Annotated in this window: 26 protein-coding genes and 1 tRNA gene; 16 read left to right on the top strand and 11 right to left on the bottom strand. The window is 54.4% G+C overall.

Translation table 11 applies throughout. The annotated features are described in order from the left end of the window. The first annotated feature begins 6 nt into the window (after positions 1–6). Positions 7–567: an NUDIX hydrolase gene (locus SIB79_RS09805; protein ID WP_063404940.1), complete on the top strand. Its 561-nt coding sequence runs from the start codon at positions 7–9 to the stop codon at positions 565–567. Positions 568–1,671: 1,104 nt separating this feature from the next. On the opposite strand, the gene SIB79_RS09800 is transcribed toward SIB79_RS09805, so the two are convergent. The 3 genes from SIB79_RS09800 to SIB79_RS09790 all read right to left on the bottom strand — a co-directional run bounded on the left by SIB79_RS09800 (position 1,672) and on the right by SIB79_RS09790 (position 4,555). Next, complete coding sequence (locus SIB79_RS09800) at positions 1,672–2,379, bottom strand: glycosyltransferase family 39 protein (RefSeq protein WP_074161360.1); 708 nt, start codon at positions 2,377–2,379, stop codon at positions 1,672–1,674. 274 nt (positions 2,380–2,653) lie between these two features. After that, positions 2,654–3,880, bottom strand: coding sequence for a DegT/DnrJ/EryC1/StrS family aminotransferase (locus tag SIB79_RS09795; protein ID WP_063404946.1), 1,227 nt, complete (start codon positions 3,878–3,880; stop codon positions 2,654–2,656). Positions 3,881–3,934: 54 nt separating this feature from the next. Further along, complete coding sequence (locus SIB79_RS09790) at positions 3,935–4,555, bottom strand: thioredoxin family protein (protein WP_236072715.1); 621 nt, start codon at positions 4,553–4,555, stop codon at positions 3,935–3,937. A 33-nt stretch (positions 4,556–4,588) separates the two neighbouring features. On the opposite strand from SIB79_RS09790, the gene SIB79_RS09785 reads away from it, so the two are divergent. The 6 genes from SIB79_RS09785 (at position 4,589) to SIB79_RS09760 (ending at position 10,587) form a co-directional block, all read left to right on the top strand. Continuing rightward, positions 4,589–5,146, top strand: coding sequence for a hypothetical protein (locus SIB79_RS09785; protein ID WP_063404950.1), 558 nt, complete (start codon positions 4,589–4,591; stop codon positions 5,144–5,146). 105 nt (positions 5,147–5,251) lie between these two features. Beyond that, a complete protein-coding gene (gene fabI / locus SIB79_RS09780; RefSeq protein ID WP_063404952.1) occupies positions 5,252–6,034 on the top strand; it encodes an enoyl-ACP reductase FabI in 783 nt (260 codons plus the stop codon). A gap of 27 nt (positions 6,035–6,061) precedes the next feature. Beyond that, positions 6,062–6,682 carry an imidazoleglycerol-phosphate dehydratase HisB gene (hisB, locus tag SIB79_RS09775; RefSeq protein WP_063404953.1) on the top strand — a complete coding sequence of 207 codons (621 nt, stop codon included), beginning with the start codon at positions 6,062–6,064 and terminating at the stop codon, positions 6,680–6,682. Between the two features lie 75 nt (positions 6,683–6,757). Continuing rightward, a complete protein-coding gene (locus tag SIB79_RS09770) occupies positions 6,758–8,281 on the top strand; it encodes a carotenoid oxygenase family protein (RefSeq protein ID WP_063400925.1) in 1,524 nt (507 codons plus the stop codon). 322 nt (positions 8,282–8,603) lie between these two features. Then, the gene (locus SIB79_RS09765; protein ID WP_063404955.1) at positions 8,604–9,320 is read left to right on the top strand and encodes an SIMPL domain-containing protein; all 717 of its coding nucleotides are present in this window, start codon (positions 8,604–8,606) and stop codon (positions 9,318–9,320) included. Between the two features lie 52 nt (positions 9,321–9,372). Further along, the gene (locus SIB79_RS09760; RefSeq protein ID WP_063404957.1) at positions 9,373–10,587 is read left to right on the top strand and encodes an MFS transporter; all 1,215 of its coding nucleotides are present in this window, start codon (positions 9,373–9,375) and stop codon (positions 10,585–10,587) included. A 38-nt stretch (positions 10,588–10,625) separates the two neighbouring features. On the opposite strand, the gene rdgB is transcribed toward SIB79_RS09760, so the two are convergent. Then, a complete protein-coding gene (rdgB, locus tag SIB79_RS09755) occupies positions 10,626–11,237 on the bottom strand; it encodes an RdgB/HAM1 family non-canonical purine NTP pyrophosphatase (RefSeq protein ID WP_063404959.1) in 612 nt (203 codons plus the stop codon). Beyond that, positions 11,234–12,697, bottom strand: coding sequence for a phosphoglucomutase/phosphomannomutase family protein (locus SIB79_RS09750; RefSeq protein ID WP_063404961.1), 1,464 nt, complete (start codon positions 12,695–12,697; stop codon positions 11,234–11,236). Before SIB79_RS09750 ends, rdgB begins: the two co-directional genes overlap by 4 nt. A gap of 53 nt (positions 12,698–12,750) precedes the next feature. Between SIB79_RS09750 and SIB79_RS09745 the strand changes: the two genes are divergently transcribed. Further along, entirely contained in the window at positions 12,751–14,232 is a 1,482-nt protein-coding gene (locus tag SIB79_RS09745) for a TM0106 family RecB-like putative nuclease (protein WP_063404963.1), read from the top strand. 21 nt (positions 14,233–14,253) lie between these two features. Here the strand turns inward: SIB79_RS09745 and SIB79_RS09740 are convergent, their stop codons facing one another. Beyond that, positions 14,254–15,105, bottom strand: a complete 852-nt coding sequence (locus SIB79_RS09740) for a YgfZ/GcvT domain-containing protein (protein ID WP_063404965.1) — start codon at positions 15,103–15,105, stop codon at positions 14,254–14,256. Then, a complete protein-coding gene (pyrE, locus tag SIB79_RS09735) occupies positions 15,102–15,692 on the bottom strand; it encodes an orotate phosphoribosyltransferase (protein ID WP_063396826.1) in 591 nt (196 codons plus the stop codon). The genes SIB79_RS09740 and pyrE overlap by 4 nt, the downstream gene beginning before the upstream one ends. Here pyrE and SIB79_RS09730 point away from each other — a divergent pair. The 5 genes from SIB79_RS09730 (at position 15,692) to SIB79_RS09710 (ending at position 19,650) form a co-directional block, all read left to right on the top strand. After that, positions 15,692–16,306, top strand: a complete 615-nt coding sequence (locus tag SIB79_RS09730) for a hypothetical protein (RefSeq protein WP_063405409.1) — start codon at positions 15,692–15,694, stop codon at positions 16,304–16,306. The genes pyrE and SIB79_RS09730 overlap by 1 nt on opposite strands. A gap of 12 nt (positions 16,307–16,318) precedes the next feature. Beyond that, positions 16,319–16,391, top strand: a tRNA-Ile gene (locus SIB79_RS09725). Positions 16,392–16,406: 15 nt separating this feature from the next. After that, on the top strand, positions 16,407–17,690 hold the full coding sequence (locus tag SIB79_RS09720) for a hemolysin family protein (protein ID WP_063404967.1): 1,284 nt from the start codon (positions 16,407–16,409) through the stop codon (positions 17,688–17,690). 36 nt (positions 17,691–17,726) lie between these two features. After that, positions 17,727–18,731 carry a Gfo/Idh/MocA family protein gene (locus SIB79_RS09715; RefSeq protein WP_041375225.1) on the top strand — a complete coding sequence of 335 codons (1,005 nt, stop codon included), beginning with the start codon at positions 17,727–17,729 and terminating at the stop codon, positions 18,729–18,731. A gap of 175 nt (positions 18,732–18,906) precedes the next feature. Then, positions 18,907–19,650 carry a WecB/TagA/CpsF family glycosyltransferase gene (locus tag SIB79_RS09710; protein WP_063404969.1) on the top strand — a complete coding sequence of 248 codons (744 nt, stop codon included), beginning with the start codon at positions 18,907–18,909 and terminating at the stop codon, positions 19,648–19,650. A 14-nt stretch (positions 19,651–19,664) separates the two neighbouring features. On the opposite strand, the gene SIB79_RS09705 is transcribed toward SIB79_RS09710, so the two are convergent. After that, positions 19,665–19,808 (bottom strand): photosystem II reaction center protein K, encoded by a 144-nt coding sequence (locus SIB79_RS09705; protein ID WP_011131230.1) that lies wholly within the window; start codon positions 19,806–19,808, stop codon positions 19,665–19,667. Positions 19,809–19,838: 30 nt separating this feature from the next. Further along, positions 19,839–20,957, bottom strand: coding sequence for a tRNA guanosine(34) transglycosylase Tgt (gene tgt / locus SIB79_RS09700; protein WP_063404971.1), 1,119 nt, complete (start codon positions 20,955–20,957; stop codon positions 19,839–19,841). A 92-nt stretch (positions 20,958–21,049) separates the two neighbouring features. On the opposite strand from tgt, the gene cobS reads away from it, so the two are divergent. After that, the gene (gene cobS / locus SIB79_RS09695) at positions 21,050–21,832 is read left to right on the top strand and encodes an adenosylcobinamide-GDP ribazoletransferase (protein ID WP_081215721.1); all 783 of its coding nucleotides are present in this window, start codon (positions 21,050–21,052) and stop codon (positions 21,830–21,832) included. Here cobS and SIB79_RS09690 read toward each other — a convergent pair. After that, on the bottom strand, positions 21,792–22,931 hold the full coding sequence (locus SIB79_RS09690; RefSeq protein WP_063404973.1) for a sensor histidine kinase: 1,140 nt from the start codon (positions 22,929–22,931) through the stop codon (positions 21,792–21,794). The two genes, cobS and SIB79_RS09690, sit on opposite strands and share 41 nt — an antisense overlap. A 430-nt stretch (positions 22,932–23,361) precedes the next feature. Here SIB79_RS09690 and SIB79_RS09685 point away from each other — a divergent pair, with 430 nt between their 5' ends. Beyond that, positions 23,362–23,730 (top strand): DUF3155 domain-containing protein, encoded by a 369-nt coding sequence (locus SIB79_RS09685; protein ID WP_011131226.1) that lies wholly within the window; start codon positions 23,362–23,364, stop codon positions 23,728–23,730. Between the two features lie 15 nt (positions 23,731–23,745). Here the strand turns inward: SIB79_RS09685 and SIB79_RS09680 are convergent, their stop codons facing one another. Beyond that, entirely contained in the window at positions 23,746–24,351 is a 606-nt protein-coding gene (locus tag SIB79_RS09680; protein WP_063404977.1) for an alpha/beta hydrolase, read from the bottom strand. Between the two features lie 60 nt (positions 24,352–24,411). Here SIB79_RS09680 and purH point away from each other — a divergent pair, with 60 nt between their 5' ends. Beyond that, positions 24,412–25,965: a bifunctional phosphoribosylaminoimidazolecarboxamide formyltransferase/IMP cyclohydrolase gene (purH, locus tag SIB79_RS09675; RefSeq protein ID WP_063404979.1), complete on the top strand. Its 1,554-nt coding sequence runs from the start codon at positions 24,412–24,414 to the stop codon at positions 25,963–25,965. Positions 25,966–25,982: the final 17 nt, after the last annotated feature.

Below are 25,982 nucleotides of genomic sequence, written 5' to 3'. Positions count from 1 at the left end.
TTCAGCATGGTGCCCTTGTCGCCGCCTGAGCCGTCTCGAGTTTTGGAGACCACAGCATCTTTGGATGCAAGAAAGATTCGCTTTGAGATCAACCGTTTGGAGCTGCCGATTGGGGTACAGGGTCTATTTGGTCTGATTCGCCATCCCGGTGCTTCCTTGGCGGTGCCAATCACTGCCGATGGCAGAGTTGTGGTGCTTCGTCAGTACCGCTTTGCGGTAGCCCGCCGCATCCTGGAATTTCCTGCTGGCACGCTTGAGGAGGGGGAAGATCCCCAGGGCTCGATGGAGCGGGAACTGGCAGAGGAAGCTGGCTACAGCGCAGCTCGCTGGGATTCTCTGGGGCAGATGCTGCCCTGCCCTGGTTACTCCGATGAAGTCATTCACCTTTTTCTTGCCCGCGACCTTAAAGCCTTGTGCGAATGTCCTGCTGGTGATGAAGACGAGGATCTTGAGGTGCTGCATATGACCCCAGCTGAATTCGATGCTTGCTTGGCTAGTGGTGATGAAGTACTGGACGGCAAGAGCATTACAGCTTGGTATCGGGCGCGTCAGTTGTTGGGCCTCTGAATCTCACCATTAGACTGGCTGCTCTGGCATGACTGCGAAGCGGCGATGATCTCTACATGCGATTGTTAATAACAAACTGCAGCTGGGCAACTGCAAAGTTGTTTTATGCAACCATTCGCCTTTGAGTTTTTATTGTTTGGTCTAATAGCTTTTGCCAAAAAATGACAATAGGTTTCTTTTTTTCCAGGATTGCATGGGAAAGATCGATAAATCGATCTTAATTATTGAGATGTTCAATTGGCGAATTTAGCCTTTAAGGCTGATTTAAGGCGATTCTTTTTTTATTTATTTTTATCTACCGCAGCGGATGAGTTGGCTCGCTGGCTGAATCATTTTTGGTTGTGAGCAGCTGAAGCCCATTGTCTCTGGCGCTTGAGCATCTTGCTGCAAATGTTGTTTTCGGATCATACTCGTCTTGCTAATTGCCATGACAATTTCTTCGCCTGGCTGGAGTTCGGCGGTGAGTTTTGGAAGGCTTGCATCATGGATGCATGTCCAGATTGGCCCTGGCGATAATAGCCTCCCTTGTCTGAGTATGTAATCACTGGCATTAAGTTCTCTGCATTGGCGTGTGAGCTTAATGTTGTCCGTTGCAGAGTTAAGGGAGAGGGTGCGATAATTGGAATCATTGCGTTGAACATATGGTTGATCAGGGGCTATTCCCAGGAAGGAGTCTTGCCAGAAAAGTGATAGCAGGATTATCATTAGGCCTGTCAAGAGAGCGCCACGCCATCGCAAAAGATCTTTCGGTTGAATATGTGAACCCAGCCAGCAACTAATCACACCTATACAAGCGGGCATTAGAACAAAATAATAGCGAGGTAAAGCCGAAGGCTTCCAGATGGAGATTGTATGTGTGATCACTAATAGTAAAAATCCTGCATCTAGTCCCCAAGCCGGTATTGGGGCTGGGTTTGAGCTGGAAGAGACTGCTCCTTGTGTGCATTTAAGCAAGATAAAGGTTCCAATCCCAAGCCAAAGCACTTGAGGCCAGTGAGGGCCTAAGGCAGTTAGCAATAGTTGGATGAGTAATTGTGGAGAGGTAGGGGAAGTTGGTTCTAGCCATTCACGCCCACCTTGGCTTGTTAGGAAGCCAAGATTGATTTATATCCATAAGATAGGCAGCAAAAGTGCATAGGAATCCCATGCGAAAAGGCGGCTTTTACGACGTATCCCATCGAGGAATGTTTGGGTTAATAAAAGGCCAAATCCATAGTAATGAGTCATTCCTGCTGCGGCAAAGGCAAGCGCATATAGAGGCCCAGAGTTGCTTTTATTGCGCAGCATACGTAAACGAAAGACCAGTGCGATGGCAATCAAAGCAAACAAGAAGGCATAGGCCTTGCCTTCAACCGAATAGCGCACTGTGAACGGGATTGCGGAAGAAAGTAAGGCTGCGCAGATTGCAGCCACAGGTGACTTTTGAAAGTTCCAAACTGCAGCGCTTATTGCTGCGCAGCCAACGACATATGCGACCCAAGAAAATGATCGGAGCACCATGACAGTCTCCCCGAACAACTTTCCTGTTACCCAGAGAATGACGTAATAGAAGGGAGGGTGAACATCGGTGCGTAGATAGTTAATTAGAAAGCGGAGTGATGGTTGGAAAGATTTGTCTACTGTGGACAGTTCATCATTCCAAAGGCTGGTGAGATTGACCGCTGCTAAGGCTTTAAATATGAATGCTACTAAGCAGGTCAGGGCTATAATGAGTAGGCATATTCTCCATCTTCTTGGCCATGGCGAGGAAGATATTTTTAGGGCCGCTGAATATGTAGCATTCGCAGGCTGAACAATCTTTTTCTTGTTCATTCTTCGTAAGTCAGCTCAGGTGAGTTGTTTCTTTTTGCTGGTCTATATGCAAAGGCTGCCTGATTGTTAGAGATGAGTAGATTGCGCTAATTAAGCGGAGCTGGAATGAAATCTCTAATGAGAATTGTGGTCCTGTCTGTGGGATGAAGGTACTCCTACACCTGTGAAATTATCATTGCAAAGATTCTTGCCGTTGTGATTGGCGGATCGCGGATCGTGTTCTCGTGCAGCGATCGGTGATCGAAAAGCCGCAGCAGCGATGTTATAAGGCGTTTTAAGCAACCGCTCGCACTTGCGTTGTGGTTACTGGACTCAGCAGCTTGTGCAATATAGAGACAACCTGTTTCTGCTGCTCTTCGCTCAATTCTGGGAAGATCGGCAAGCTCAGCACTTGACTGCAAAGCTGTTCAGTGACCGGCAGGCTGCCTGGGCCTTGGCTTAGGCCTTCATAGGCCGGTTGGAGATGGATAGGGATTGGGTAGTAAATGATGGTGTTAATGCCATGTTCTAAAAGACTTTGTTTGAGCCAATCACGGCAACTGTTATCCGGCAGGGTATTGCTGCCATTGTTTTTTGACGGTTTGCGAAGGCTCTCAGAGTTGCTTTGGTTCATTGGGCAGCTCGTTACCCGCACCACGAATTGGTTCCATGCATGTTGCAGATGGCTTGCTTTTGTTTGATCTGGAAGCTCGAGGCAAGGAAGGTTTGTGAGCAACGTTTGATAACGGGTCGCGATGGCTTGTCGTTTTTGAACCCATTGCGGAAGTTTTGATAGCTTCACGTTGAGAACGGCGGCTTGTAGGGCATCCAGTCGGCTGTTGTAGCCAAGTTCGGTATGCAAATATCGACGCGGCATTCCGTGAACAGCGAGTTCTCGCATTCGCTGAGCAAGCTTTGCGTCATGTGTGCTGACGGCTCCACCATCGCCAGCGCCGCCAAGGTTTTTGGTGGGAAAGAAGCTGAAGCAGCCCACATCGCCCCAACTGCCTACAGATCGTTCGTTCCACGCTGCACCACTGGCTTGGGCACAATCTTCGATCACTTTCAGCCCATGTTTGTTGGCGATGGCCATCAGCTGCTCCATGTTGACGGGGCGGCCGAAAAGATGAACTGGTAAAAGAGCACGAGTGGCTGGGGTTATTGCTGCTTCGATTTGTTCCAGGTCGATGAGATAGGTGTCCGCTTCGACGTCCACGAAGACAGGTGTGGCGCCTACCGAACTGATTGCCTCGGCAGTGGCAAAAAAGCTGAAAGAACAGCTGATCACCTCATCTCCTGCTCCGATATCCAGTGCCCTCAGGGCCAGGACCAAAGCATCGGTGCCGCTGTTGCAACCAACGACATAAGGGACGCCAAGGGAGTTGGCAAAGGCTTGTTCAAAAGATTCAATTTCGGCGCCGCCGATGTATTGGCCACTGCGCAGCACACGCAAGACCGCCTCATCAAGGTCAGGCCCCAGTTCGGCTAGCTGTTGCGTAAGGCTAAAAGGGGGCACCTGCATGAGATGCACCTTAAGCCGAGCCGAAGACGGTTTAGCAGCTTTTGAAGTGGCAGATCAGCCGAACCAGGGGGGCTCTTCTCCTGGGTGCCACTTGATGTTGCAGCCGATTGAGGCCTGCTGGTTGGGAGAGACATCTTGCCCGTTCAAAACGGCATCTAAGGCAGCACGTAGGTCCGATCCAGTCACAGGTTCATGGTTCCCAGGGCGGCTGTTATCCAGTTGGCCGCGGTAGCAGAGTCGCTGCAGTCCTTGTGGAGAGGGGGCAAAGAGGAAGAAGTCTGGTGTACAGGCGGCTTGTAGGGCCTTGGCGAGGCTTTGGTCAGTATCCAGTAGATATGGGAACCGCCAGCCTTGCTGCTTGGCCTGAGCGGCGAGCTGCTCAGGACCGTCTTGGGGATGAGTGATCAGGCTATTGCTGGCGATAGCCAGTAGCTGCAAGGAATCTCCGTAGTCCTGATCAAGATGGGTCAGTTCTTTTTCAATGTGTTTCACGAAAGGGCAGTGGGCGCAAAGCGCCATCAGCAGGAGGGGCTTGGTTGGGAGGGTGCTTGTGTTGATTGTGTTCAGGGCGCCCAGCCCGCCATCGATCTCAAGATTGGTGCCGGGTACCACCTTCAATGCAAACGATGGTAAGGGGGTTCCGAGAGGCAGCATCGTCGAGGGAGTGAGGGCCATTTTGGGAAAGCAGCCCTTCAATGCTGGTTCAGGATGACTTTGCATGGCGGCATCAATGCCTTGAAGCAAGTCAATGCAAAAGGTAAGACCTTCCTGTTGGTGGCTTTGGCCGTAGTGCTTAGCGGCTGTATGACGTCGTCTTCCAAACCCAGCTGGGCTATTTATCCCTTGCAGCGGCATCAAGCTCATGACGGCCTGGCGGTGGTGAGTGAGCCTGATGGCTATGGCGTGCATCTCTTTCTCGAAACGGACACCAGTGATCCAGGGATCTGTACGCCCCGTTGGTTGCCAGACCCTGCAAGGCTTTTCAATGGCAATGGCAATGCCCCATTCAGCTCAGGCCTTGCGTCTCGTAAGGAATTTTTCGTGGTAGTCGCCCGCGGGGATGTGCGCCGTGCCTTGAAGCGTGAGCTGAAGGCTCTTTGTGTCGATCGGGCGCCTAGGGCGAGATGGCGCTGGCAGGAGCCGCCTCGCGCTGCTGATCAGGTGAAGCCTTTGAGATTGCCTGCGTTGGAGGAAGAGGACCTGCTAAGGGATCCAGAAGAAGAGAGGAAGCTTCAGGAGGAGTTGTTAAACGGCAACTCGTCCTGAAGCTGATCGAATAGAACTCTTGGCGACCTTATTCGGGGCATCCAGTGAAACTCGGCGTGGCATGGGAGAGAATCGCTGCCAATGTTCCCTAGTTCGTTCGCTCTGATGCTTCTCGATCTAAGCGGTAAGAAGATCCTCGTCACAGGTATCGCCAACAACCGTTCCATTGCCTGGGGCATCGCACAACAGTTGAAAGCCGCCGGCGCTGAGTTGGGGATTACCTATTTAGCGGATGAAAGGGGCCGTTCGGAAGGCAAGGTGCGCGATCTCACTGCTCCTCTAGAACCCAGTTTGTTTTTGCCTTTGAATGTGCAGGACAGCAATCAGATCGAGGAGGTGTTTGCTGTGATTGCCAAGCAGTGGGGCCAGTTGGATGGTCTGGTCCATTGTCTAGCCTTTGCAGGCAAGGAAGAATTGGTGGGTGATTACAGCGCCACCTCGGCAGAGGGATTCGCACGCGCCTTGGAGATCAGTGCCTACTCGCTGGCCCCGCTTTGTCATCATGCCAAGCCTTTGTTTAGTGATGGTGCAGGGGTTGTGACGTTGACCTATCTCGGTGCAGATCGTGCCATTCCTAATTACAACGTGATGGGTGTTGCAAAGGCTGCTCTGGAGGCTTCAGTGCGTTATCTCTCTGCAGAACTTGGCCCTGATAAGCAGGTGCGTGTGAACGCGATCAGTGCTGGCCCAATTCGCACCTTGGCTAGTTCTGCGATCGGCGGCATCCTCGAGATGATTCATAACGTTGAAGAAAAGGCTCCCTTGCGTCGCACTGTGACCCAGATCGAAGTTGGCAATACAGCCGCGTTCTTGCTGAGCGATCTTTCCAGTGGTATTTCCGGTCAGACGCTTTATGTGGATGCTGGTTACTGCATTAACGGAATGTGATTTGACTGGCAGCATGACTTCATTTGGATGGGCATCATGACGTCGCTAAGGCAGGGGGATGTTCATCGCGTCACCGCTGAAACCGACGTGCTTGTTCGTGTTGGGCTTGATGGCTGTGGTCAGTGCAACGTTTCTACTGGGGTCGCCTTCCTCGATCACATGCTTCACCAGCTTTCCAGTCATGGCCTGCTGGATTTAGAGATCACCGCGACTGGTGACACCCACATCGATGACCATCACACCAATGAGGATGTGGGTATTGCTGTTGGTCAGGCCCTATCTCAGGCCCTTGGAGATCGACGTGGCATCCACCGCTTCGGTCATTTTGTGGCACCACTCGATGAGGCGTTGGTTCAGGTCGTTCTGGATTGCTCTGGTAGGCCTCATCTCAGTTATGGCCTTCAAATTCCCTCTCAGCGAATTGGTAGCTACGACAGCGAGTTGGTGAAGGAGTTCTTCGTGGCAGTTGTGAACAACAGCGGACTCACCCTGCATATTCGCCAGTTGGCAGGCACCAATTCCCACCACATCGTTGAAGCCTGTTTCAAGGCCTTTGCCAGGGCTCTGCGCATGGCAATTGAAATCGACCCGCGAAGGGCCGGTGCAGTACCTAGCAGCAAGGGTGTGCTGGAGCAGGCTGGCGGGTAGAAGAGCTGAATGCTTTGGGAGTGGGGATTTCCTCGCTCGCGGCTGCAAGCCCTTTTGCGTAAGGATTGGTCAATCTTGATCAGCCTTGCAGTGAGCACAGTGAGCGATAGCCCTTCAACAGTGTCCGCGGCCTCAATAGATGTACCCGGCGGGTTTGATCGGGATGACTGGGCAAGTGGTTATTGCAATGTTGAGCAAGAGCTCAATGCTGTGTCTTTACGCCCCCTGAGGGGACAGATTCCAGCTGAGCTGCAAGGCAGCCACTATCGCAACGGTCCAGGCAGGTTTGAACGCGATGGGCAATGGGTGCATCACCCCTTTGATGGTGACGGCATGATCACTGCTGTGCGATTCAGCGATAGCAAGGCCACGCTGAGTAATCGCTTTGTGCGAACGAAATACTGGCAGGAAGAGGAAAAGGCCGGTCGCTTCCTCTATCGGGGGGTGTTTGGCACGCAGAAGCGTGGTGGGGCGAAGGCGAATGCTTTTGATGTGCGTTTCAAGAACATTGCCAATACCCAAGTGGTTCAACTTGGCGATCAGTTACTGGCTCTTTGGGAGGCGGCTGGTCCGCACGCGCTTGACCCTGTCAGCTTGGAAACTCATGGGCTTTCCAGTCTGAATGGGGTGCTGAAGCCTGGAGAGGCTTTTAGCGCTCATCCCCGCTTCGATCCTGGCCACCATGGCGAACCTCGCATGGTCACATTTGGTGTGAACACAGGGCCGACTAGCAAGATCCGGCTGATGGAGTTTGCCACTCAGGGGCCAGATGCGGGACGCCTCATCAGTGATCGCACAGACAGTTTTAAGGGTTTTGCTTTTCTGCATGACTTCGCGATTACTCCCAACTGGACGCTCTTTTTGCAGAATGCGATCAACTTCAATCCGTTGCCGTTTGTGCTGGGTCAGAAGGGTGCGGCGCAATGTTTAACGTCTAAGCCTGGAGGCCAGGCAAAGTTTTGGTTGATTCCTCGTGATTGCGGCACTTTTGCTGGGCAGCCGCCGCGCATCTTTGATGCTCCCGATGGTTTTGTTTTTCACCATCTCAATGCTTGGGAGGAGGGGGATGAGTTGGTGTTGGAGAGCATTTATTACAGCGATTACCCCTCGATTGATCCCGGCGAGGACTTCCTCTCGATGGACTTTGACTTTTTCCCAGAGGGTCGATTAGAGCAGTGCCGCATCAATCTTTTGGGGAAAGGAATTGAAACCAAGCGCTTTAGTGAGCGTTGTTGTGAATTTGCGATGGTCAATCCACGCCGAGAAGGGTTGTCTGCTCGTTATGCATGGATGGCTGTGGCAGAGCGTGAAACCGGCTACGCCCCCTTACAGGCGATTAAGAAACTGGACTTGAGCAATGGGGATCAATGCTTATGGAGTGCAGCGCCGCGTGGATTTGTCAGTGAGCCATTGATGGTGCCACGCCCTGGCAGTGAAGCTGAGGATGATGGTTGGCTGTTGGTTTTTGTATGGAATGGAGAGCGTCGTGCCAGTCAGTTGTTGATTCTGAATGCAAACGATTTAAGCGAGCAGGCAGTGCTTGAGATGCCTATTACCATTCCATACGGATTACATGGCAGTTGGGTTGCTGCTGATTGATTGATTGAGTTTAGGGTGTTGATTGGCGAACAAAATCCAAGCTTATTTGGAATGTGTTCGCTCTGAGCTTAAGGATTTGGTTGGTTGACTAGATAAAGTCAATCACATCAGCAGCGAGAAATTCATCCTTATTAATATTTAAAAGCGTGGCGTGAATGCCATCTGCTGTGAGCAATAGATCATCACAAACTTGCGTCAAGGAAAGCTAAACTCCATTGCTCTCCAGTCATGTTTGGTTGTGAATTGGCGCTTTTGCTATGTAATTCATTCACACTTTGATGGCTCAAGGGCGCTAGATATAAATTAGGAATCTACATGTTCAATGTTTTCAGCTCCGATGCGGTTGTTGTGCTCTCCCTTGATGTTTGGCTTGCTTGTTGGCTCTAGTGGATTGATGGGCTTAGCAAGCTCGCCTGCTCATGCTGGTGAGCTTCGTTGTGATGGCACTTTGCTGCAGCTCAGTGTTCGTGAAAGTGGAGAGCTGCGTTCAGATCGCTTTCGTTTTTCCTTGCAAGTTGAAGCCGAGGGGAAAACTTCATCGGCAGCAATGGATCAGCTCAATCAGCGCTTAGCCACAGTTCGCAGTCGCGTGCGGCCACTCAGCCTGGGCGATCTAAAGATTCCTGCTCCACGCAGTTATGCCATGGATGGCACTAGCGACAAACCACGCTTGCAGCGTGCTTTTACCAGCGTCAGTGGTGAGGTGGGCCGATCCAATTACGACGCGTTGATTCAGATCGCAGGCAGGTTGCCTGGCGTTGATTTGCAAGGCATGTCTTCACGTGCTGATCTTGCTAGCGAACAGCAATTGAAGAATCAGTTGTTGCGTAGGGCTCTACAGCAGGGCAAGCATCAGGCTGAAACCACCTCTGATGCACTTGGCCTCAAGCAGGTGCGGTTGCTGCGCATTGATCAGCGCGGTGATGGCTCGATACGCCCGCTCAGTTTTGCAAAAGCAGCAAGCTCACGCTTCAATCCCGACGAAGCACCGCAGCCACGCCAATCGCTCACGCTGAATCTCGATTACTGCTTGTCTTGAAGACAAACAGATTCGCAGCCAATACATTTTCCTGGATGTCTTCAATGACTTGATGCGCGATCGCTTGCTTTGGATCCTCAGCCTGCTCTTCGTGGCCTGGATGGTTTGGTCTGAAACGAGCTTTCAATATTTCGATCAATCGCTCGCTGATGAGCTTGTTCTCTCCTCTGCGGATGTTGCCGTTGTGGGGGGAGCCTTCCTGCTGCCCTATGGCCTCGTTCAGATTCCTGTCGGTTGGGTGTTGGATCGTGGCCGTGCCGAACGTTGGCTGTTACTCGGTGCCATCACGGCTACCGCACTGACACTGGCCTTCGCTCGAGCTGAAACCCTTGATGGCTTGATCATCAGCCGCGCTGGTATGGGTCTTGCTTGTGCTGTTGCCTTCCCGGCCTCAGGGCTGCTTGCGAGGCGAACCCTGCCGCCGCAGCGTTTTGCTTTGGCGATGGGTGCTACCGACAGCCTGCTTGGTTTTGGCGCCGCCTTGGCAGCCGTGATGCCTGTGTTGATCCATTTGGGCTCCTGGCGGCAGCAGGTGACGTTGCAGATCATGGTGCTGGCGTTGCTGGTGGCAACACCGTTAGTTGTCGTGGTTGTTGCCAGCTCGCAGCAGAGTCGTGCAAAGCCCAGCCAATCGATCCGCGAACGCCAAGTCACTGATCATTCAGGGCGCTGGAGTGCCGATGCCATCAAGAAGGTTGTCCATGCGGCCTTGATTTATGCCTGGGGTGCTGGAACTCTTTTTGGCTTTTGTCAATATGGCTTGCTGTCCGAGGTTGAGGGGTGGAGCGGTTCCCTCAAGGTGGGCGTGGGCATGGTTCTTTCCCTCTTTACATCCGTAGGAATGCTTGGGGCAGGTTGGCTTGGCAGTCATCAGTCCAGGCGTGCTCCCATCTTGTTGGCGGGCAGCTGCAGCGCCGCCGCCGCTCTGTTGGTCTTGGTGGCGACCAACCCTCAATCCGTCATCGTTTTGATTTTGGCTGGAGCCATTCTTGGTCTGGGCCTTGGCACGAGTGTTTTGGCTTTTCCTCTTGCAGAAGCTGCAGCTCCTCCAGCTCAAACGGCTCTTGTTGTCGCCTTTGTGAATACAGCAGGCACGTTGATGGGAGCGTTGATGATCATGCTCTCTGGGGTATTGCTGCAGGTATCGACCCCCGGCAATACAACTCTGGTGGTGTTGACCTACGGCAGCCTTGCTTTGTTGGGGATCATTTTGGCTGCCTTGCTTCAGATCAACACCATCAAGCGATCTGCTCAATTCCTTAGCTGAGAGCGGATTGATTGTTTAGCGATTCGGTGGGCTCGTGATTAGGGCTTGTTTTGTTTGTGGAGCAGTTCTTGCAGGGCTGGATCTAACAGGGCAAAGGCGCAACCTCTGTGACTCCATTGGCGTTTTTGCTCAATAGTCATCTCTGCAAAGGTTGTGCCGGTTGCGTCGACTTCGAAGATCGGGTCATAGCCGAAGCCCTTGTCTCCTCGTGCTGCATGGGTGATCAAACCTTCGCAGCGGCCTTCGACCTCCAGTAAAACTTCATTCGTCTCAGATGCGATGCAAAGAGCAGCGCTGAAGTGAGCGCGGCGATCATCGATCCCTTTGAGTTCTCGTAGTAGGCGCTCAATCCTTAGGGCATCACTCGCGGCATAGCGGGCTGAATACACCCCAGGGGCCCCTGCCAGTGCCTCTACGCTGAGTCCGGAGTCGTCTGCGAGGGCCCATTGGCCCGTGGCTTGAGCAACTGTCAGGGCCTTGATGCGTGCATTCTCTGCAAAGGTCTGGCCTGTTTCTTCCACGGCAAGATCTTTGGGTTGGGCTTGCACGCTGAGCGGCAGGTGAGCCAGCAACTGACGGAACTCACGGATTTTGCCAGCATTGCCGCTGGCGATCACCAGCACCCGCTCTGTCAATTCATTGCTGCTCATGTTCGTTCTGCGAGCTGCTTTGCCCAGTTCAGAGCTGCTTTGACGTCTGTCTGGCTGGGAGCTTCGCAGTAGATCCTCAGCAGGGGTTCGGTGCCGGAGAAACGCAGCATCAACCAGTGGCTAGGTCCAAGTCGAAATTTCACGCCATCTGTACGGATCACGTCCTGAACGGGGTGATCAGCAACTGTGGCTGGAGGGGTTTGCTCAAGCAGCGTTTCTAGTCGTTGTCGCGAGTCCATGTCAGCAAGGCGTAGATCGAAGCGTTCGTAAAAACTGTCCCCCCTACAACGCTCTTGCAGGGCTTTCATGCGTGCGCCGAGGGGCTGCCCTCCCTCCACAAGTGCTTCCAGTACAAGCAGGGCTGCAAAGAGGGCATCCCTTTCAGGTAGGTGCATTCCGAAGCCCAGCCCTCCTGATTCCTCACCTCCCACCAGCACATCGCCGCTGAGCATTTCAGCGGCGATGTATTTGAAACCAACCGGTAGTTCCAGCACCTCCCGGCCTAGATCCTCAGCAACTAGACGCATTAGGTCAGAGCCACTCACGGTTTTTACAACCTTGCCTGGCAGTTGTTTGGTTCGGGCGAGGTGGTCAATGAGGAGGGGCATCAGCAGCTGAGTGCTGCAGAAGTTGCCAGCTTCATCTATGGCTGCAATGCGGTCGCCATCGCCATCGAAAACCAGACCCACGGCGGGTTGTCCGGTAGCGCTGGAGGCCTGCACAGCTGCGATCAGCTGCTTCAGATATGGAGCGAGGGGTTCGGGAGGGTGGCCGCCGAACAACGGGTCGCGCTGGGCGCGAATTTCTTGAACCAAGCCCTGGTTGTGCGGGTCCAGTAGCTCGGCAATACAACCCGATGCTGAACCGTGCATCGGATCGATGATGACCTTGAGCCCCATCTTCTGCAGGCCCTTGATCAGGGACGTTAAATCGAGCTTCTCTCGCAATCCTTTGAGATGCTGCCCACGCCCATCAAATCGCTTGGTAATTCCATTGATGGGTACTGAGATCCCTCCGGCGGCAAGGCGCTGCTCCACAGCTGCGGTGAAAGTGTCTTCCACTGAGCCGCCAAAGGCCCCCTTGATTTTTAGCCCTAACCATTCCGGCGGATTGTGACTGGCTGTCACCACTAAGGCGCCAAGGGCCTGATGTTGAACGACTGCCCAGCTGCAGGCAGGTGTTGGCACAGGCGTTTCGGTGAGTAAGGGCTCCAGCTCACAGCCGCGCACGGCGGCAGCAATGGCCTCTGCCATTTCCGGAGCTAGAAAGCGGCGGTCGTAGCCGATGATCACTGAGCGGCTTTTGAGTTCTGTGGGTGCGCGATAGGCCAGCTCCTGTGCAGCAGCAGCAGCAACGGTTAACAACCTTTCGACTGTGATATCCACGCCGATGACCCCGCGCCAACCGTCGGTACCGAAATGGATGGGGGCCGCGGCCAGCGGCAGGGGGGCCGATGCCATAAATGATCAACTAATGGACTGGATCTAGCAGGCAGCCGCCGTAACGTCGGCTGATGGGTGCCACCCCTCTCGCTGCCAACGTTCTGACTGATCGCTTGCTGCGTAGTTGGCTGCGCTGTCGTCGTAGGGCTTGGCTAGATCGTTATGGCGATGGAGAGCAACGGCTCTGGACTGCTCACCGCACTCTGCAACTTGATGATCAGCAGCGCAACTTTGTTGCTTTGTTGCCGCGCAAACCATGCAGGGGTCTAGACGGTTGCAGTCAAGGCTGCCCAGGGGTGGTGGGGCTGAGGCTTAAGGGGGTTGGTCCTGCGGGGCAGTTATTGGAGGCCCATCCGCCATTGCTGCAGAGGGTCGAGGGGCAAAGTCGTTGGGGGGCATTTGCTTACCGACCGGTGCTTGCACGTCAGGGTCGACGCTTGACCAGAGAGCATCGCTTGGCTTTGGCCCTTGCTGGTCGTTTATTGGCACCGCTGCAGTCGGCTCCCGTGCCTGAAGGCTTGGCTTTGGCCGGAGCTGGTCGCAGTCTTCACATGGAACGAGTTTCATTGCTGGGCGGGCTGCAGCGGCAGCTTGATGATGTCCTGGTCAAGTTGGCCGCAGACCTCGAGCTGAGTGAGCCTCCGCCTTTGGTTGCTGATCGGCGTAAGTGCAAGTTGTGTTCCTGGCGAGGTGTTTGCAATGCCGTGGCTTCTGTAGAGGGACATCTCAGTGAGGTGAGCGGTATCGGGACTCGTCGACGGCAGATGCTTCAGGAACTGGGGATCCTTGGTTTGCAGGATTTAGCGGCAGCCGATCCGAATGAGCTCGGAAGTCGTTTGCAACATTTCGGGGAGCAGCACGGGGAAGTGGCTTGTGAGCTTGTCGCTCAGGCCCGGGCTCAGCGGGATGGTCGTTATGAGCGCTTGGACTCCGCATCAGCTTTACCGGAATTGGCCACTGCCCCTGGCGTGCTGTTGTACGACATCGAATCTGATCCAGATGCTCGCGATGATTTTCTGCATGGTTTTGTCCGGCTGGGCCGCAGGCCAGATGGCAGTTGGGATTTAGAGGGCGCGCAGTATCACCCCTTTTTGGTGCTTTATGAGCACGGCGAGGCACGTTGCTGGCAGCGGTTGCAACGCATGCTGAAGAGTTATCCCGACTGGCCAGTGATGCATTACGGCGAAACGGAGTCTCTAGCTCTTCGCCGTATGGCTCAGCGGCAGGGAGTTGACGCGGCTGAGTTGATTGCACTGAGCAAGCGCATGATTGATGTGCACGATCGGGTGCGGCGTTCTTGGCGATTGCCTTTAAACAGCTATGGGTTGAAGTGCGTGGCGAGTTGGCTGGGATTTTGTTGGCGTCAGGTGGGTGTCGATGGGGCTCGAGCTCTGCTTTGGTGGCGCCAGTGGCGTGGTTCAGGTCTTCAAGATCGCGGCAGTTCCTATTCCCTGCGTTGGATCTTTGATTACAACCACGATGATTGTCTCGCCACTTGGGCCGTGGCGGCATGGCTGTTAAAGCAAGACGAGCTGTTAAAGCAAGACGAGTAGCTGGGCATCGTCAAGCCATGTTCAGTCATTCATGGGTGGAGTCACAAATCCCGTAGGAATGGAGAGGCGCACTCTTGTTGAGTCTTCCGCCAGGCATAGTTCAGCCTCTGTTAAAGACTTGCGGCGCACCAAGGCCAAGCCATAGCTGCCTGTTGAGGCATGGTCTTGCATCACTGAAGTAATGACCCCTGCTCGATTGTTGACACCTGCCTCTGGCTCAAGATTGATTAGTTTTTGGCCTACGGCAATCGGGCGGTTGGCTTGCCAGTAGCGCAGTTGTTGTTTGATACCACCGCTGTTGGCCAGCTTGGCCAAGGTTTCCTGCCCTAAGTAACAACCCTTGCTGAGACTCACCCATGCGGTTAGTCCCAGTTCAAACGGGTTTGTATCGCCATTGATTTCACCAGGTTCAAGGGGCAGGCCTTGCTTGAGTCGCCAGCTTTCAATTTGATCTGCACTGGCCTGCTGCATAGCAGCCCATTGCTTTGGCAGTGGTTCGTCTGGCAGCAGCCAGGTCACCTCAGGAGTTTGCTCCTGTTTGAGTTGGGCCAGTATCTGCAGGCGTCGAATTGGCTTGCTCGGCTTCAGTCGAACCTGGTCTGCAGGGAAGATCACCTGTTCAAATCCCGTCGCTACTGCGTTGTGATCGCCGGCGAGAACAAGCACATCTGCACCTCTTTCATCCAGACGAATCTCCAACAGCGCCCGCACCCTTCCTGTGGCGGTGAGCCAGCAGCAGCGCAGCAGGGAGCCTGTTTCGGCAGCCAGCAGATCGGCACTGGTCTGGCCGTGAAGAAAGTCTCGACTACCAGAACCCTCCATCCTCAATAGGGGTTTAAGGGCGTCCCAGCGTTGCTTGCTCGAGCTGCTCATGTCTCCGTCTCCAGCTGTCTGGCCCGCTCAGCGACCTGATTGAGCTGGTACAAACTGACAAGCTCTAACTCAGCAGCATTCAAGGCTTCTTCACCACCTTCTTGTCGATCGACGATCGTAACGACGCGTGTCACCAGATAGCCCGTCTCACGCAGCTGTTGCACGGCTTTGAGTGACGATCCGCCTGTGGTGACAACGTCTTCCAAAACGGTGATGCGTGCACCGCTGGGAGGTAGTGGACCTTCAAGCCAAGCAGCGGTGCCATGGCCTTTGGCTTGCTTTCTCACGATTAGCGCATTGAGAGTGCGTTCCGCTTGTGCTGCTGCCATCGCCACTGCACTTACCAAGGGATCGGCGCCGAGGGTGAGGCCCGCGACACAAACAGCATCGGGCTCTACATATTTGAGTAATGCCAGGCCTAGCAACGCCAGGCCAGATCCACTGAGGCTGACTGGCTTGCAGTTCACGTAGTGGTTGCTTTGGCGACCAGAGGCCAGGGTGAAGTCTCCATGGCGGTAGGCCTCTCGCGCTAGCCGGTTGAGCAGCTCATCGCGGCAGGCCTCCGCCGATGGGGGAAGAGGGCTCATTGGGCTGGTGCGTTAAGGATTCATTGCCTAGTTTGCGCGTAGTCGTGTTTTTTGCAGTTATGGCTTGGGTGTCCTTCCATAAGCTAAGGATGCTTGGTTTGGCCCTGGTGACACCATTGGCAGTCACTGGATGGGGTGGCAGTTTGGCCTGGGCGAGGCCTGTGGTTTGCACCACGACTCTTGAAGTACCGGATGCCAACCAGTCGTCGAAGGGCCCTGTGGAGGTGAGCCAATGTGGACCGCTGGAATCCACTGGTGCCTTAATCGAACGTCGTTTTTACAGTTGGACAGCTCCCTATGCCCGTGGTGTGGATGTGCTTCATCAGCTCACGGATATGCTCGGCATCGCTGTGGCCGGTCAAGAGGGCAATCGCTTGATGGGATTTGGTTTCCCTGATCAGACGATCATCTGGGATGGTTCTGCTGTGCAGAACACCTATCAGGGGCTTCTAGAAGAGCAGAGCCCTTCCCTACCTTGGCGAACTGTTGATATCTCCAGCGGTTTTGACAACAGCCTTTCGGGGGATGTTCCTTCAGAAATTGTCATGGTGGAGGATGGTCCTGAGATGAATGTGGCGCCTGAGGCCTTCACTTCTATCCGTGGCATGTGGTAGATCCGTGATTGAGGGGGTCTAGCAATCTGGTGAATGCAGCGAACTCATAATTCGCCTAAGGCGAGTTCGATCCTCGCGACCCCCATATTTTCTTCATTCAATGAGGTTGCTTTTCCTGGCTGTATTGCTGGTTCTACCGGCTTTTTTCGCGGCTGGAGAGGTTGCCTTGTTGCGGCTGCGGCCTAGTCGAGTACAGGTTTTAGTGGAAGAGCAGCAGCCCGGAGCTTCCGCCGTTCATCGTCTTCAGCGCCGTTTGAGGAGGGCGTTGATGGTGTCTCAACTGGGTGGAATGCTGGCGTTGGTAGCCCTGGGCTGGGTTGGCCGTGGTGTTGGACATCGCTGGTGGCCTATAGCTGATCCTGCTAGTCGCTGGTTGGACGGGGGCCTTTTTCTGCTGCTTGTGGTGCTGGCCACCTTGTTGGCTGGTTTTCTTCCTAAGGCCTGGGTGCTGAACCGTCCGGAGGCTTCAGCTCTAAACCTCGCTCCATTGTTGGAGATGGTGATGCGTGTGCTTGCTCCCCTTTTGGCTCTTCTGGAAGCTGTCGCTTCGATGATGTTGCGGCTGGTTGGTTTGAATGCAAATTGGGATTCTCTCGTTCCTGCTCTCTCTGCTGGTGAGCTGGAGTCTCTGATCGAAATTGGTGGTGTAACAGGCCTTCGTCCTGATGAGCGCAACATCCTTGAAGGTGTTTTCGCCTTGCGCGACACTCAAGTTAGAGAGGTGATGGTGCCACGTTCTGGCATGGTCACCTTGCCTGTTGGGGTCTGCTTCGCTGAACTGATGAGAGTGGTGCATAGCACCCGCCATGCGCGCTTTCCAGTGATCGGTCAGTCCCTAGATGATGTCAGGGGTGTGCTTGATTTACGTCGGTTGGCGGAACCCATCTCCCGGGGTGCTTTGCAGGCAGAATCTCCGCTTGAACCTTTTTTAGAACCAGCTGTAAGGGTTCTTGAGACCAGCACTTTGGCTGAATTGTTGCCGATGATCCGAAGTGGACAGCCCCTACTGCTTGTCGTTGATGAGCATGGCGGTACCGAAGGATTGGTTACAGCTGCCGATCTCACTGGTGAGATCGTGGGCGATGAGCCCCATGCAGACGACGATGAGCCGGATCTTGAGCTGATTGAGGGTCAGTCAGACACATGGATGGTTGCAGGAGATCTTGAGATCATTGAGCTCAATCGACAGCTCAATCTGGACTTGCCTGAAGCTGATGGACATCACACCTTGGCTGGCTTTCTGCTTGAAAAGTTGCAACACATCCCTTCTGCTGGAGAGGCCTTGCGCTGCGATGGTTTGCAATTCGAGATCGTCACGATGAAGGGTCCTCGTATCGAGCGTGTGCGACTGATTCTTCCCAGTCACGATCACACTGAGGAATGATCGTTGATAATTTCCCCGATGCGCCATGGCCTCCCGATGACCGATCCCATGGTTCCGGTGAAGGTCGGTGTGATCGGGATTGGCAATATGGGTTGGCATCATGCCCGTGTGCTCAGTCTGCTTAAGGATGCGCAGCTGGTGGCAGTCGCTGATCCCGATCCTGAGCGTGGTCAGCTGGCAACTGAACAGTTTGGATGCGATTGGTTCCCTGACTACCACAGCTTGCTAGGCGAGGTCGAAGCCGTCTGCATTGCTGTGCCGACATTGCTCCATCACAAGGTCGGGCAGGCCTGCTTGGAGGCAGGCCTGCATGTGTTAATCGAAAAACCGATTGCGGCCAGTCAGGAGGAGGCATCCGCATTGATTGTGGCGGCTAATAAGGCTGGACGGCTCTTGCAGGTTGGCCATATTGAACGCTTTAACCCTGCCTTTCGAGAGTTGATCAAGGTGGTGGAAAATGAGGAGGTTGTGGTTCTTGAGGCTCGTCGCCATAGCCCCCATGGTGACCGAGCGAATGATGTGTCGGTGGTGCTTGATCTGATGATTCATGACCTCGACTTGGTTCTTGAGCTGGCGGGTGCTCCGGTGGTAGGTCTGGCTGCTGCAGGGGGCCGCACTGCCGAGGGCCCGATCGATTACGTCAATGCCACGCTTGGCTTCAGCAATGGTGTGGTGGCTAGCCTCACGGCTAGCAAGATGAGCCACCGCAAAATTCGCAGTCTCAGTGCTCATTGTCGGGGCAGTCTTGTTGAGACTGATTTCCTTAACCACACCCTGCATATACATCGTCGTGCTCATGAGTGGTATTCAGCCGATCACGGTGAGTTGTTGTATCGCAATGACGGTTTTATCGAAGAGGTCAGCACGACTTCTATTGAGCCTCTCTATGCCGAGTTGGAGCATTTTCTTCAGTGTTTGCGAGGTCGTGAGACACCAGCCGTTGATGGGGAGCAGGCTTCGCGCGCGCTGCGTTTGGCTGACCTGATTGAACATGCCGTCGAACATCCCGGCATGGGGCTTTCCTTGGAGGAGCCCATCTGAGTCGTTAGCAACACATCATTCCAACCCTCTCGGCTCGTACAGCGCTACTTTCTCAGGGGCTTCTTTGCAAATCGGCTATTGCTCCATTCGCTTGCTTATGGCGATTTGGCTTTGGACTCCATCGATTGCGTTCAAGGTTTAGAGCACTAAATTTTCAACCTCAGTTTTCTCGCTGATGGAATCAACAAGCACCGCACCGAGCGATCAATACCGTCGAAGTGTTCTAGGTGTGCCAGTGGATGCATGCCGCGATGTTCAGGCTGCGGCGATTGGTTTGCATGCTCGTGGTGGTGGCCAGATCGTCACGCTTAATGCGGAGATGACGATGGCGGCTAGAGAGAATCCCAGGCTAGGTGATGCTATTGCCGCGGCAGATCTAGTCATCCCAGATGGGATTGGCGTGGTTTGGGCGCTGAGGCGTCAGGGAGTTGTGGTGCCGCGCAGTCCTGGCATTGAACTGGCACGTTCGTTACTTGCCTATGCAGAGGCTCATGATTGGAAGGTGGCCCTAGTGGGAGCAACCCCGCAGGTCATGGATCGTTTGAGGCAACTCCTGAAGCAAGACCTGCCTGCTTTGCGACTTGTGATGTCTTCGCATGGTTATCAACCCCAAGATGCTTGGCCTGGCCTGGAAGCCAAGTTGAGAGTTTTGCATCCTGATCTTGTGCTTGTGGCTCTAGGAGTTCCCCGTCAAGAAACATGGATAGCGCGCGTAAGGCGGGCATGTCCAGGCCTCTGGATGGGTGTTGGGGGAAGTTTCGATGTATGGGCTGGCATGAAAAAGCGAGCCCCCGAATGGATGTGTCAGTTAGGGCTCGAATGGCTCTATCGGTTGGGCCAAGAGCCCAGCCGATGGAATCGCATTCTTTGTCTGCCTACCTTCGTCTGGGAGGTATGGCGTCGAGGAAAAAAGCGTTGATTGAAATGAATGCTTCAGCGGAAGCCCACAGATGCTTGCCAAACAAAGACAAGCAGGAAGAAGAAAATGGGGATGAGTGGAAGAACATCCACTGCTGGAGCGTAGGCCTGATAGGCCTCTGGCAGTTGGGCCATCAGATCGAGAGTGAAGGCTGCCATCCCTAGTTGCTCAGCTGCGTTTCATGGACGTTACCACGTGTGATGTGCTGCTGAGTCCGGTTGCCAAGGAGCGAAATCCTCTGAAAAACAGTCATCTTGAATTGCCTGGCTAATAGCTGAGGTGAATCTGATCAGCTGGGTGAGGTTGTGCAGGCTTAGAAGCGTGAGCCCTAGGAGCTCCTCGTTGCGAATCAAGTGATGCAGATAAGCCCGGCTGTGATGGCGGCAGGCTGTACAGGTACAGCTTTGATCTAGGGGTGTGTGATCTTCACGAAAGCGGGCATTGCGTAAATTCCAGCGCTCGCCAGCGACAAGTGCTGTGCCATGTCTTCCCAGGCGGGTAGGCAGCACACAGTCGAATAGATCGATACCGCTGGCAACTGCAATCGCTATTTCTCGCAGGGTGCCAATCCCCATCAGATAGCGGGGGCGATCCTGGGGAAGCAGAGGAGAAACCTGGCGCACGATGCGATGAATGTCTTCAACCGGTTCACCCACGCTGACGCCACCGATGGCGATGCCAGGCAAATCAAAGCTGGCCACGATTTGAGCACTTTGCTCTCTGAGGTGGGAAAAACACCCTCCCTGAACAATGCCGAATAGGGCTTGATTTGCGTGTTGATGGGTGTTCGAGCAGCGTTCCAGCCATGCATGGGTGCGCTTACAGGCAGCCTCCACATCGCTTTCGCTGGCTGGGTATGGGGGGCATTGGTCGAAGGCCATAGCGACATCAGCGCCAAGGGCCATTTGAATTTCGATGGCTCGTTCTGGCGTGAGTTCAATCTGGCTGCCATTACGAGGGTTGCGAAAAACGACCCCGTGATCATCGATACGATTCAGGTCTGCCAGGCTGAAAATCTGAAAGCCACCTGAGTCGGTAAGCAGTGGGCGGTCCCAGCCCATGAAGCGATGCAGGCCACCGGCATCGGCCACGATCCCCTCGCCTGGCTGAAGATGGAGGTGATAGGTGTTGGCTAACACCATCTGAGCTCCGGTGTCGGCCAGTTGAGTGGCTGTGATGCCTTTCACCGTTGCCAACGTGCCCACAGGCATGAAACGAGGTGTGTTGACAGAACCATGAGGAGTGCGGAAGCAGCCAACGCGAGCACGTGTGTGTGAACAGTGGGCGTTGATCTGAAAATCAAACACGGCTAGTGCTACGGCGATACTTCAGCGCCACAGGGCACCAGGCCGATCATGACCCTACGTTGGGCTTTGCCTTTGGCTGGAGGTTGGAGATCTTGCGCGCTCCCCTTTGGCTCCGGGATTTGGCTGGAGCATGGATCTTCTACTCCGTATTGCCTGCTTGGCCAGGGCTGAAGCCACGTTTTGAACGGATTGCTCGCTTTGCTCCTTGGATCGGATTGGTGCTGGGAGGACTGCAGTCTTTCCTTTGGCTTGTCTTGATCCGTGCCGATTGGCCGACCTCGGCAGTGGCACTTTTGGTCATCGGGCTGGGTGCCTGGCTGTCGGGTGGTCTTCACCTTGATGGGTTGATGGACACGGCCGATGGTCTGGCGGCTGGTCGTGAGCGCTGTCTGCAGGCTATGGACGACAGTTGTGTTGGAGCGAGTGGAGTCCAGGCTCTGCTTGTGGTGGTGTTACTTCAGATTGCAGCCCTACTTCGGCTTGGTTCTCTAGCCCCTTTGGCTTTGCTGATTGCTGCCTTTTGGGGGCGTTGTGCGCCGCTTTGGGCCATGGCGCGCTTCTTTTACTTGCGTGAGGGGCAGGCTGGCTCCGCATCCTTTCATCGTCGTTATCGCAAGGGATGGCAGGAAGCATTACCAGCATGCTTAGTGCTGCTTTTGGCATTAACGGTTGTCCCTTCACTCATGATCGTGGGGTGGCCCAGTCAGATGGTTTTGATGGCAGGAATTGGTGTGGGTGTCTTGCCGGCGTTTTTAGTGCCTGAACTGCTTGGACGTCGTCTTGGTGGGCATAGCGGGGATTCTTATGGCGCTTCAGTCGTGCTAGTGGAAACAATCACGCTTCTGTTGCTGGCGGTGTTACTGCCGGCAGGCTGAGCAGAAAGGCATTCCCTTCGCTGGGAAGGGCTGGATCAAGGTTCGCTGGAGAGGTGATCAGTTGCAGCGAACCTCCCAAATCTTCAGCCAGTTGGCGTCCCAGGGCGAGGCCAAGGCCGCTGCCGGGGCGATCGCCACTGCTCTGGCCTCGAATGCCTCTGCTGAAGATGCGCTCACGCTCTTGCTTGTTGATGGGTTCACCTCCATCCCAGACGCATACTCCGTTTTGTTGCAGGCAAAGGCCGATAGGGCGGCCTGCAGGGCTATAGCGGAAAGCATTCTCCAGCAGGTTGGCCACGATTTCAGCGACCACTCCATCTGCTGAAGGACGTAGCTCTTCAGTCCAGGCAGGCCATTGGCTGGGCCCATGCCAAGGGCGTTTTTGCAAGGCTGATGTGGCTATGGCGCGTTCGATCAGTGGTGTTAGTAAGGATTTGATAGTGAGATCAGTGGATTGTGGCAGTAATGGAGGCAGCAGCAATGGGGCCTTGATGCTTGGTTGGATGGGCAGATTGTCCTGGCCGATCTGGTCGAGGCTGGAGATATAGCGATCTAGTTGTGCTTGCTCGCTCAGCAGACCCTTGATCAAGGTGCGGTGACGACTATCGGGCTCTAGGCGCTTCATCAAGAGTTGGGCATAGGTTCGAAGCGCGGCTAGCGGATTGCGCAGTTGATGCACCATCAGGCTGATTTGTTCCCGTTGCTCGGCCAGCTCATCAAGCAGCCTGGCTCGCTCAAGCTCAAGACTGAGGCAATCGGTGATGGCACTCGCAGTAGCAAGCAGCCGTCGGTCTAGGCGGGTGGGCCAGGATGGCGAAGAGAGGCGTTTTTCGGCTCTGAGTACTCCAAGCAAGATCGTTCCTTCTTGAAGCGGGTACCAGCGTCGATCAGGTGAGGGTGCACGAAGCTCAGGGTCTGCCTCTACAGGTGGCAGGGATTTGTTCCCTGTGGCGGGCCACTGACTTACGGCTTCCAGGCTGGGGGCGCGCCCGTCTCTTGCTTGAGCGATATAGACCACAAGCTTCTCTAGTGGAGCCTCCGCTTCGAAGCTGCTGAGTTGTTGCTTCACCAGATTGAGGAAGCGGTTTGACAGCTTCATGGCGAGCGATGTGCCTCTGGACACCGACACCAAGAGGCTGATACGAATGACACCTTGTAAATTCTGAAAAAAGTATTAAAATTTGAGCGTCGATTGGCTTGAAAGCCTCGCCCAGAGGCTGTAGCTCAAAGTCGGACAATGCAGAGGTTGCACAAATTGTGTCACCAAAGCCACAGCAGAGGTTGCACAAATCGTGTCGCCAAAGCTACAGCAGAGGTAGATGCGTCCTCTGTTGGATCCTCGGCCTCGGCCGATCATGTTGAAAGTGATCCCTCAGGGTGTTGTAGCTCTGCTGCGATTCCCTGAGTAAGGCTTGCTGACATTTGGGCATCTTCATGCTCTTGCATCGTGCTTGAGCGCTATTTGCAGGACGGTCCTAAGCCGCCCCGTTCCTCTCTCCATCGCACTCCTATACAGGAGTTTCCCGTTTATGTCTAAGAAGCGCAAGCGGATCAGCCGCAGACGATTGGCTGGTCAACGGGTGTTGGCTCATGTGCCTACTTTCCATCTCGAAACCGGTGAATACAAGCCTGTGACGGCAGCTCGTCGTTACATCGCCGAATCTGGTTTGGTCTCACCAGCGATCCTTAACGTTCGTCGTAACGAACACACCACTGATCGCTTTTTCTGGGGCGAGAAAGGATTGTTTAGTGCTCAGTACGCTGAAGAGAACCATTTTCTCTTCCCCTCTTTGCGCTTGATCGTTGACTCTGTTGGGGAAGAGGTCATGTTTGAAGGCCTTGAACTGACTTCCGACGACTGGGAGGAGATCGAGGAGTATGAGTACGCCTTCGTTTGACGAGAAAGCGATTCCTTAGTTGAACCAAGAGTGCAAGGCCTGTTGCATCCGGGGGATTACTTCCCCCGGAATGCAGTGGCCCCCTTCGAAGCTCACTAATGTTGTCTCCAATCCGCTTGTTTTTAGGCTTTTGAGGAGTTGTTCAGAGGCGGCGTAGGGAACTACATCGTCATGGCGCCCATGCAGGAGAAGCACAGCGGGGCGAATGCTTGGCGCTACCCAATTTGGATGTGGGTATGCACTGCAGCCGATTAGGCCTGCTAGAGGTAGATCACAACCACTCGCCAGGGCCATTGCTCCCCCTTGAGAGAAACCCAGCAAAGCCGTTCTTTGTAGAGGAATTTCTGGGGTTTCCAGGGCTTTCAAGCGAGCCTGAAGTTGAGAGATCGCATTAGGAACGGCTGCCCAGTCGCTTGGAAAGAGTCCATACCATTGCCGGCCCAGACCTTGAGGATGACGTTGTTGTGCTCGTAGAGCCACTAGTTCTACGGGAGGCTCGATGGCTTGGCAGAGCTCTCGGCCAAGGGGCATCAGATCGTCTGCATCTGCACCCCAGCCATGCAGCAGCACAAGCCTGTAGTAAGCACCTTTGGGAATGTCGCGGAGAAGGTTGTCGCTCACGGCAGGGGTTGTATCGCTGCTGCGTAGGTTGGCCCACGGAATGCTTTCGTCTCTGCTGCCATGGCTCCCATCGCCTTGTTGAGCGTTTCAAACAAACATGGGATTGTGCCTCTAGCGGAATCCTTGCATCGCATGCATGGGTTTCAGCTGCTTTCCAGTGGTGGCACAGCCAAAGTGCTGGAGGATGCCGGTCTGCCCGTGACGCGGGTTGCTGAGCACACAGGTGCTGCGGAAATTCTTGGAGGACGGGTGAAGACTCTGCATCCTCGTGTCCATGGAGGCATCTTGGCGATGCGGGGCGACCCTGATCATGAGGTCGATCTGGAGCAGCATCAGATCCCTCCCATTGATGTGGTGGTTGTGAACCTTTACCCGTTTCGGGAAACAGTGGCCAATCCGCAGGTGAGTTGGGAAACTGCAATTGAGAATATTGATATCGGTGGCCCCGCCATGGTGCGAGCGGCGGCAAAAAACCATGCGCATGTGGCCGTGCTCACGAGGCCGGATCAGTACGACAGATTCCTAGTGGCTTTAAGTGATGGTGTGGATGACCAGCTCCGTCGTGAGCTTGCCCTTGAAGCCTTTGAGCACACCGCTGCCTATGACGTGGCCATCAGCCATTGGATGGGCGAGCGGCTGATTGAGCAAGCTTCCCAATGGCTTGAGGCTATTCCCCTTAGGCAGAGGCTGCGCTATGGCGAGAATCCCCATCAGCATGCGGCTTGGTACAGCGCTCCGAAGCAGGGTTGGGGCGGTGCCATTCAGTTGCAGGGCAAGGAGCTCAGTACCAACAATTTGCTTGATTTGGAAGCTGCCCTGGCCACTGTTCGGGAGTTTGGATATGGCACGGATGGCGATCAACAAGCTGTTCAAGATGCTGCCGTTGTGGTTAAGCACACCAACCCTTGTGGCGTCGCGATTGGCACTGGCGTGGCGTCGGCCTTAAGCCGTGCCTTGGATGCGGATCGGGTGAGTGCATTTGGAGGGATCGTGGCTCTGAATGGATTGGTGGATGCCACGACTGCTCGGGAGCTCACCAGTTTGTTCTTGGAGTGTGTTGTGGCACCAGGCTTTGAACCAGAAGCTCGGGAAATCCTTGCCAGCAAGGCCAACTTACGTTTGTTGGAACTTGCACCAGGTGCCATTGATGCGGCTGGTCGTGATCACATTCGCACCATCCTCGGCGGGGTGTTGGTGCAGGACCAAGACGATCAATCGATTGATCCCACCAGTTGGACTGTGGCCAGCAAACGCTCGCCTAATGCTGAAGAAAACGAGGATCTCACCTTTGCATGGCGTCTGGTGAGACATGTGCGCTCTAACGCCATCGTGGTGGCTCGTGCTGGCCAGAGTCTCGGAGTTGGAGCGGGCCAGATGAACCGAGTCGGCTCGGCGCGTCTAGCCCTTGAGGCAGCTGGCGATCAAGCCAGGGGAGCTGTTTTGGCTAGTGATGGCTTCTTCCCCTTTGATGACACGGTGCGTTTGGCGGCTAACCATGGCATCTGTGCCGTAATCCAGCCTGGTGGGAGCAAGCGTGATGCAGATTCAATCGCTGTTTGCGATGATTTTGGTCTGGCAATGGTGTTGACGGGAAAGCGCCATTTCTTGCATTAAGTTAGTAATAGTCAAAG

The organism is Prochlorococcus sp. MIT 1342, assembly GCF_047304495.1.
Taxonomy (GTDB): domain Bacteria; phylum Cyanobacteriota; class Cyanobacteriia; order PCC-6307; family Cyanobiaceae; genus Prochlorococcus; species Prochlorococcus marinus_D.
The sequence above is the reverse complement of the archived record's forward strand: the minus strand, read 5'-3'. Positions and strand labels throughout refer to the sequence as shown.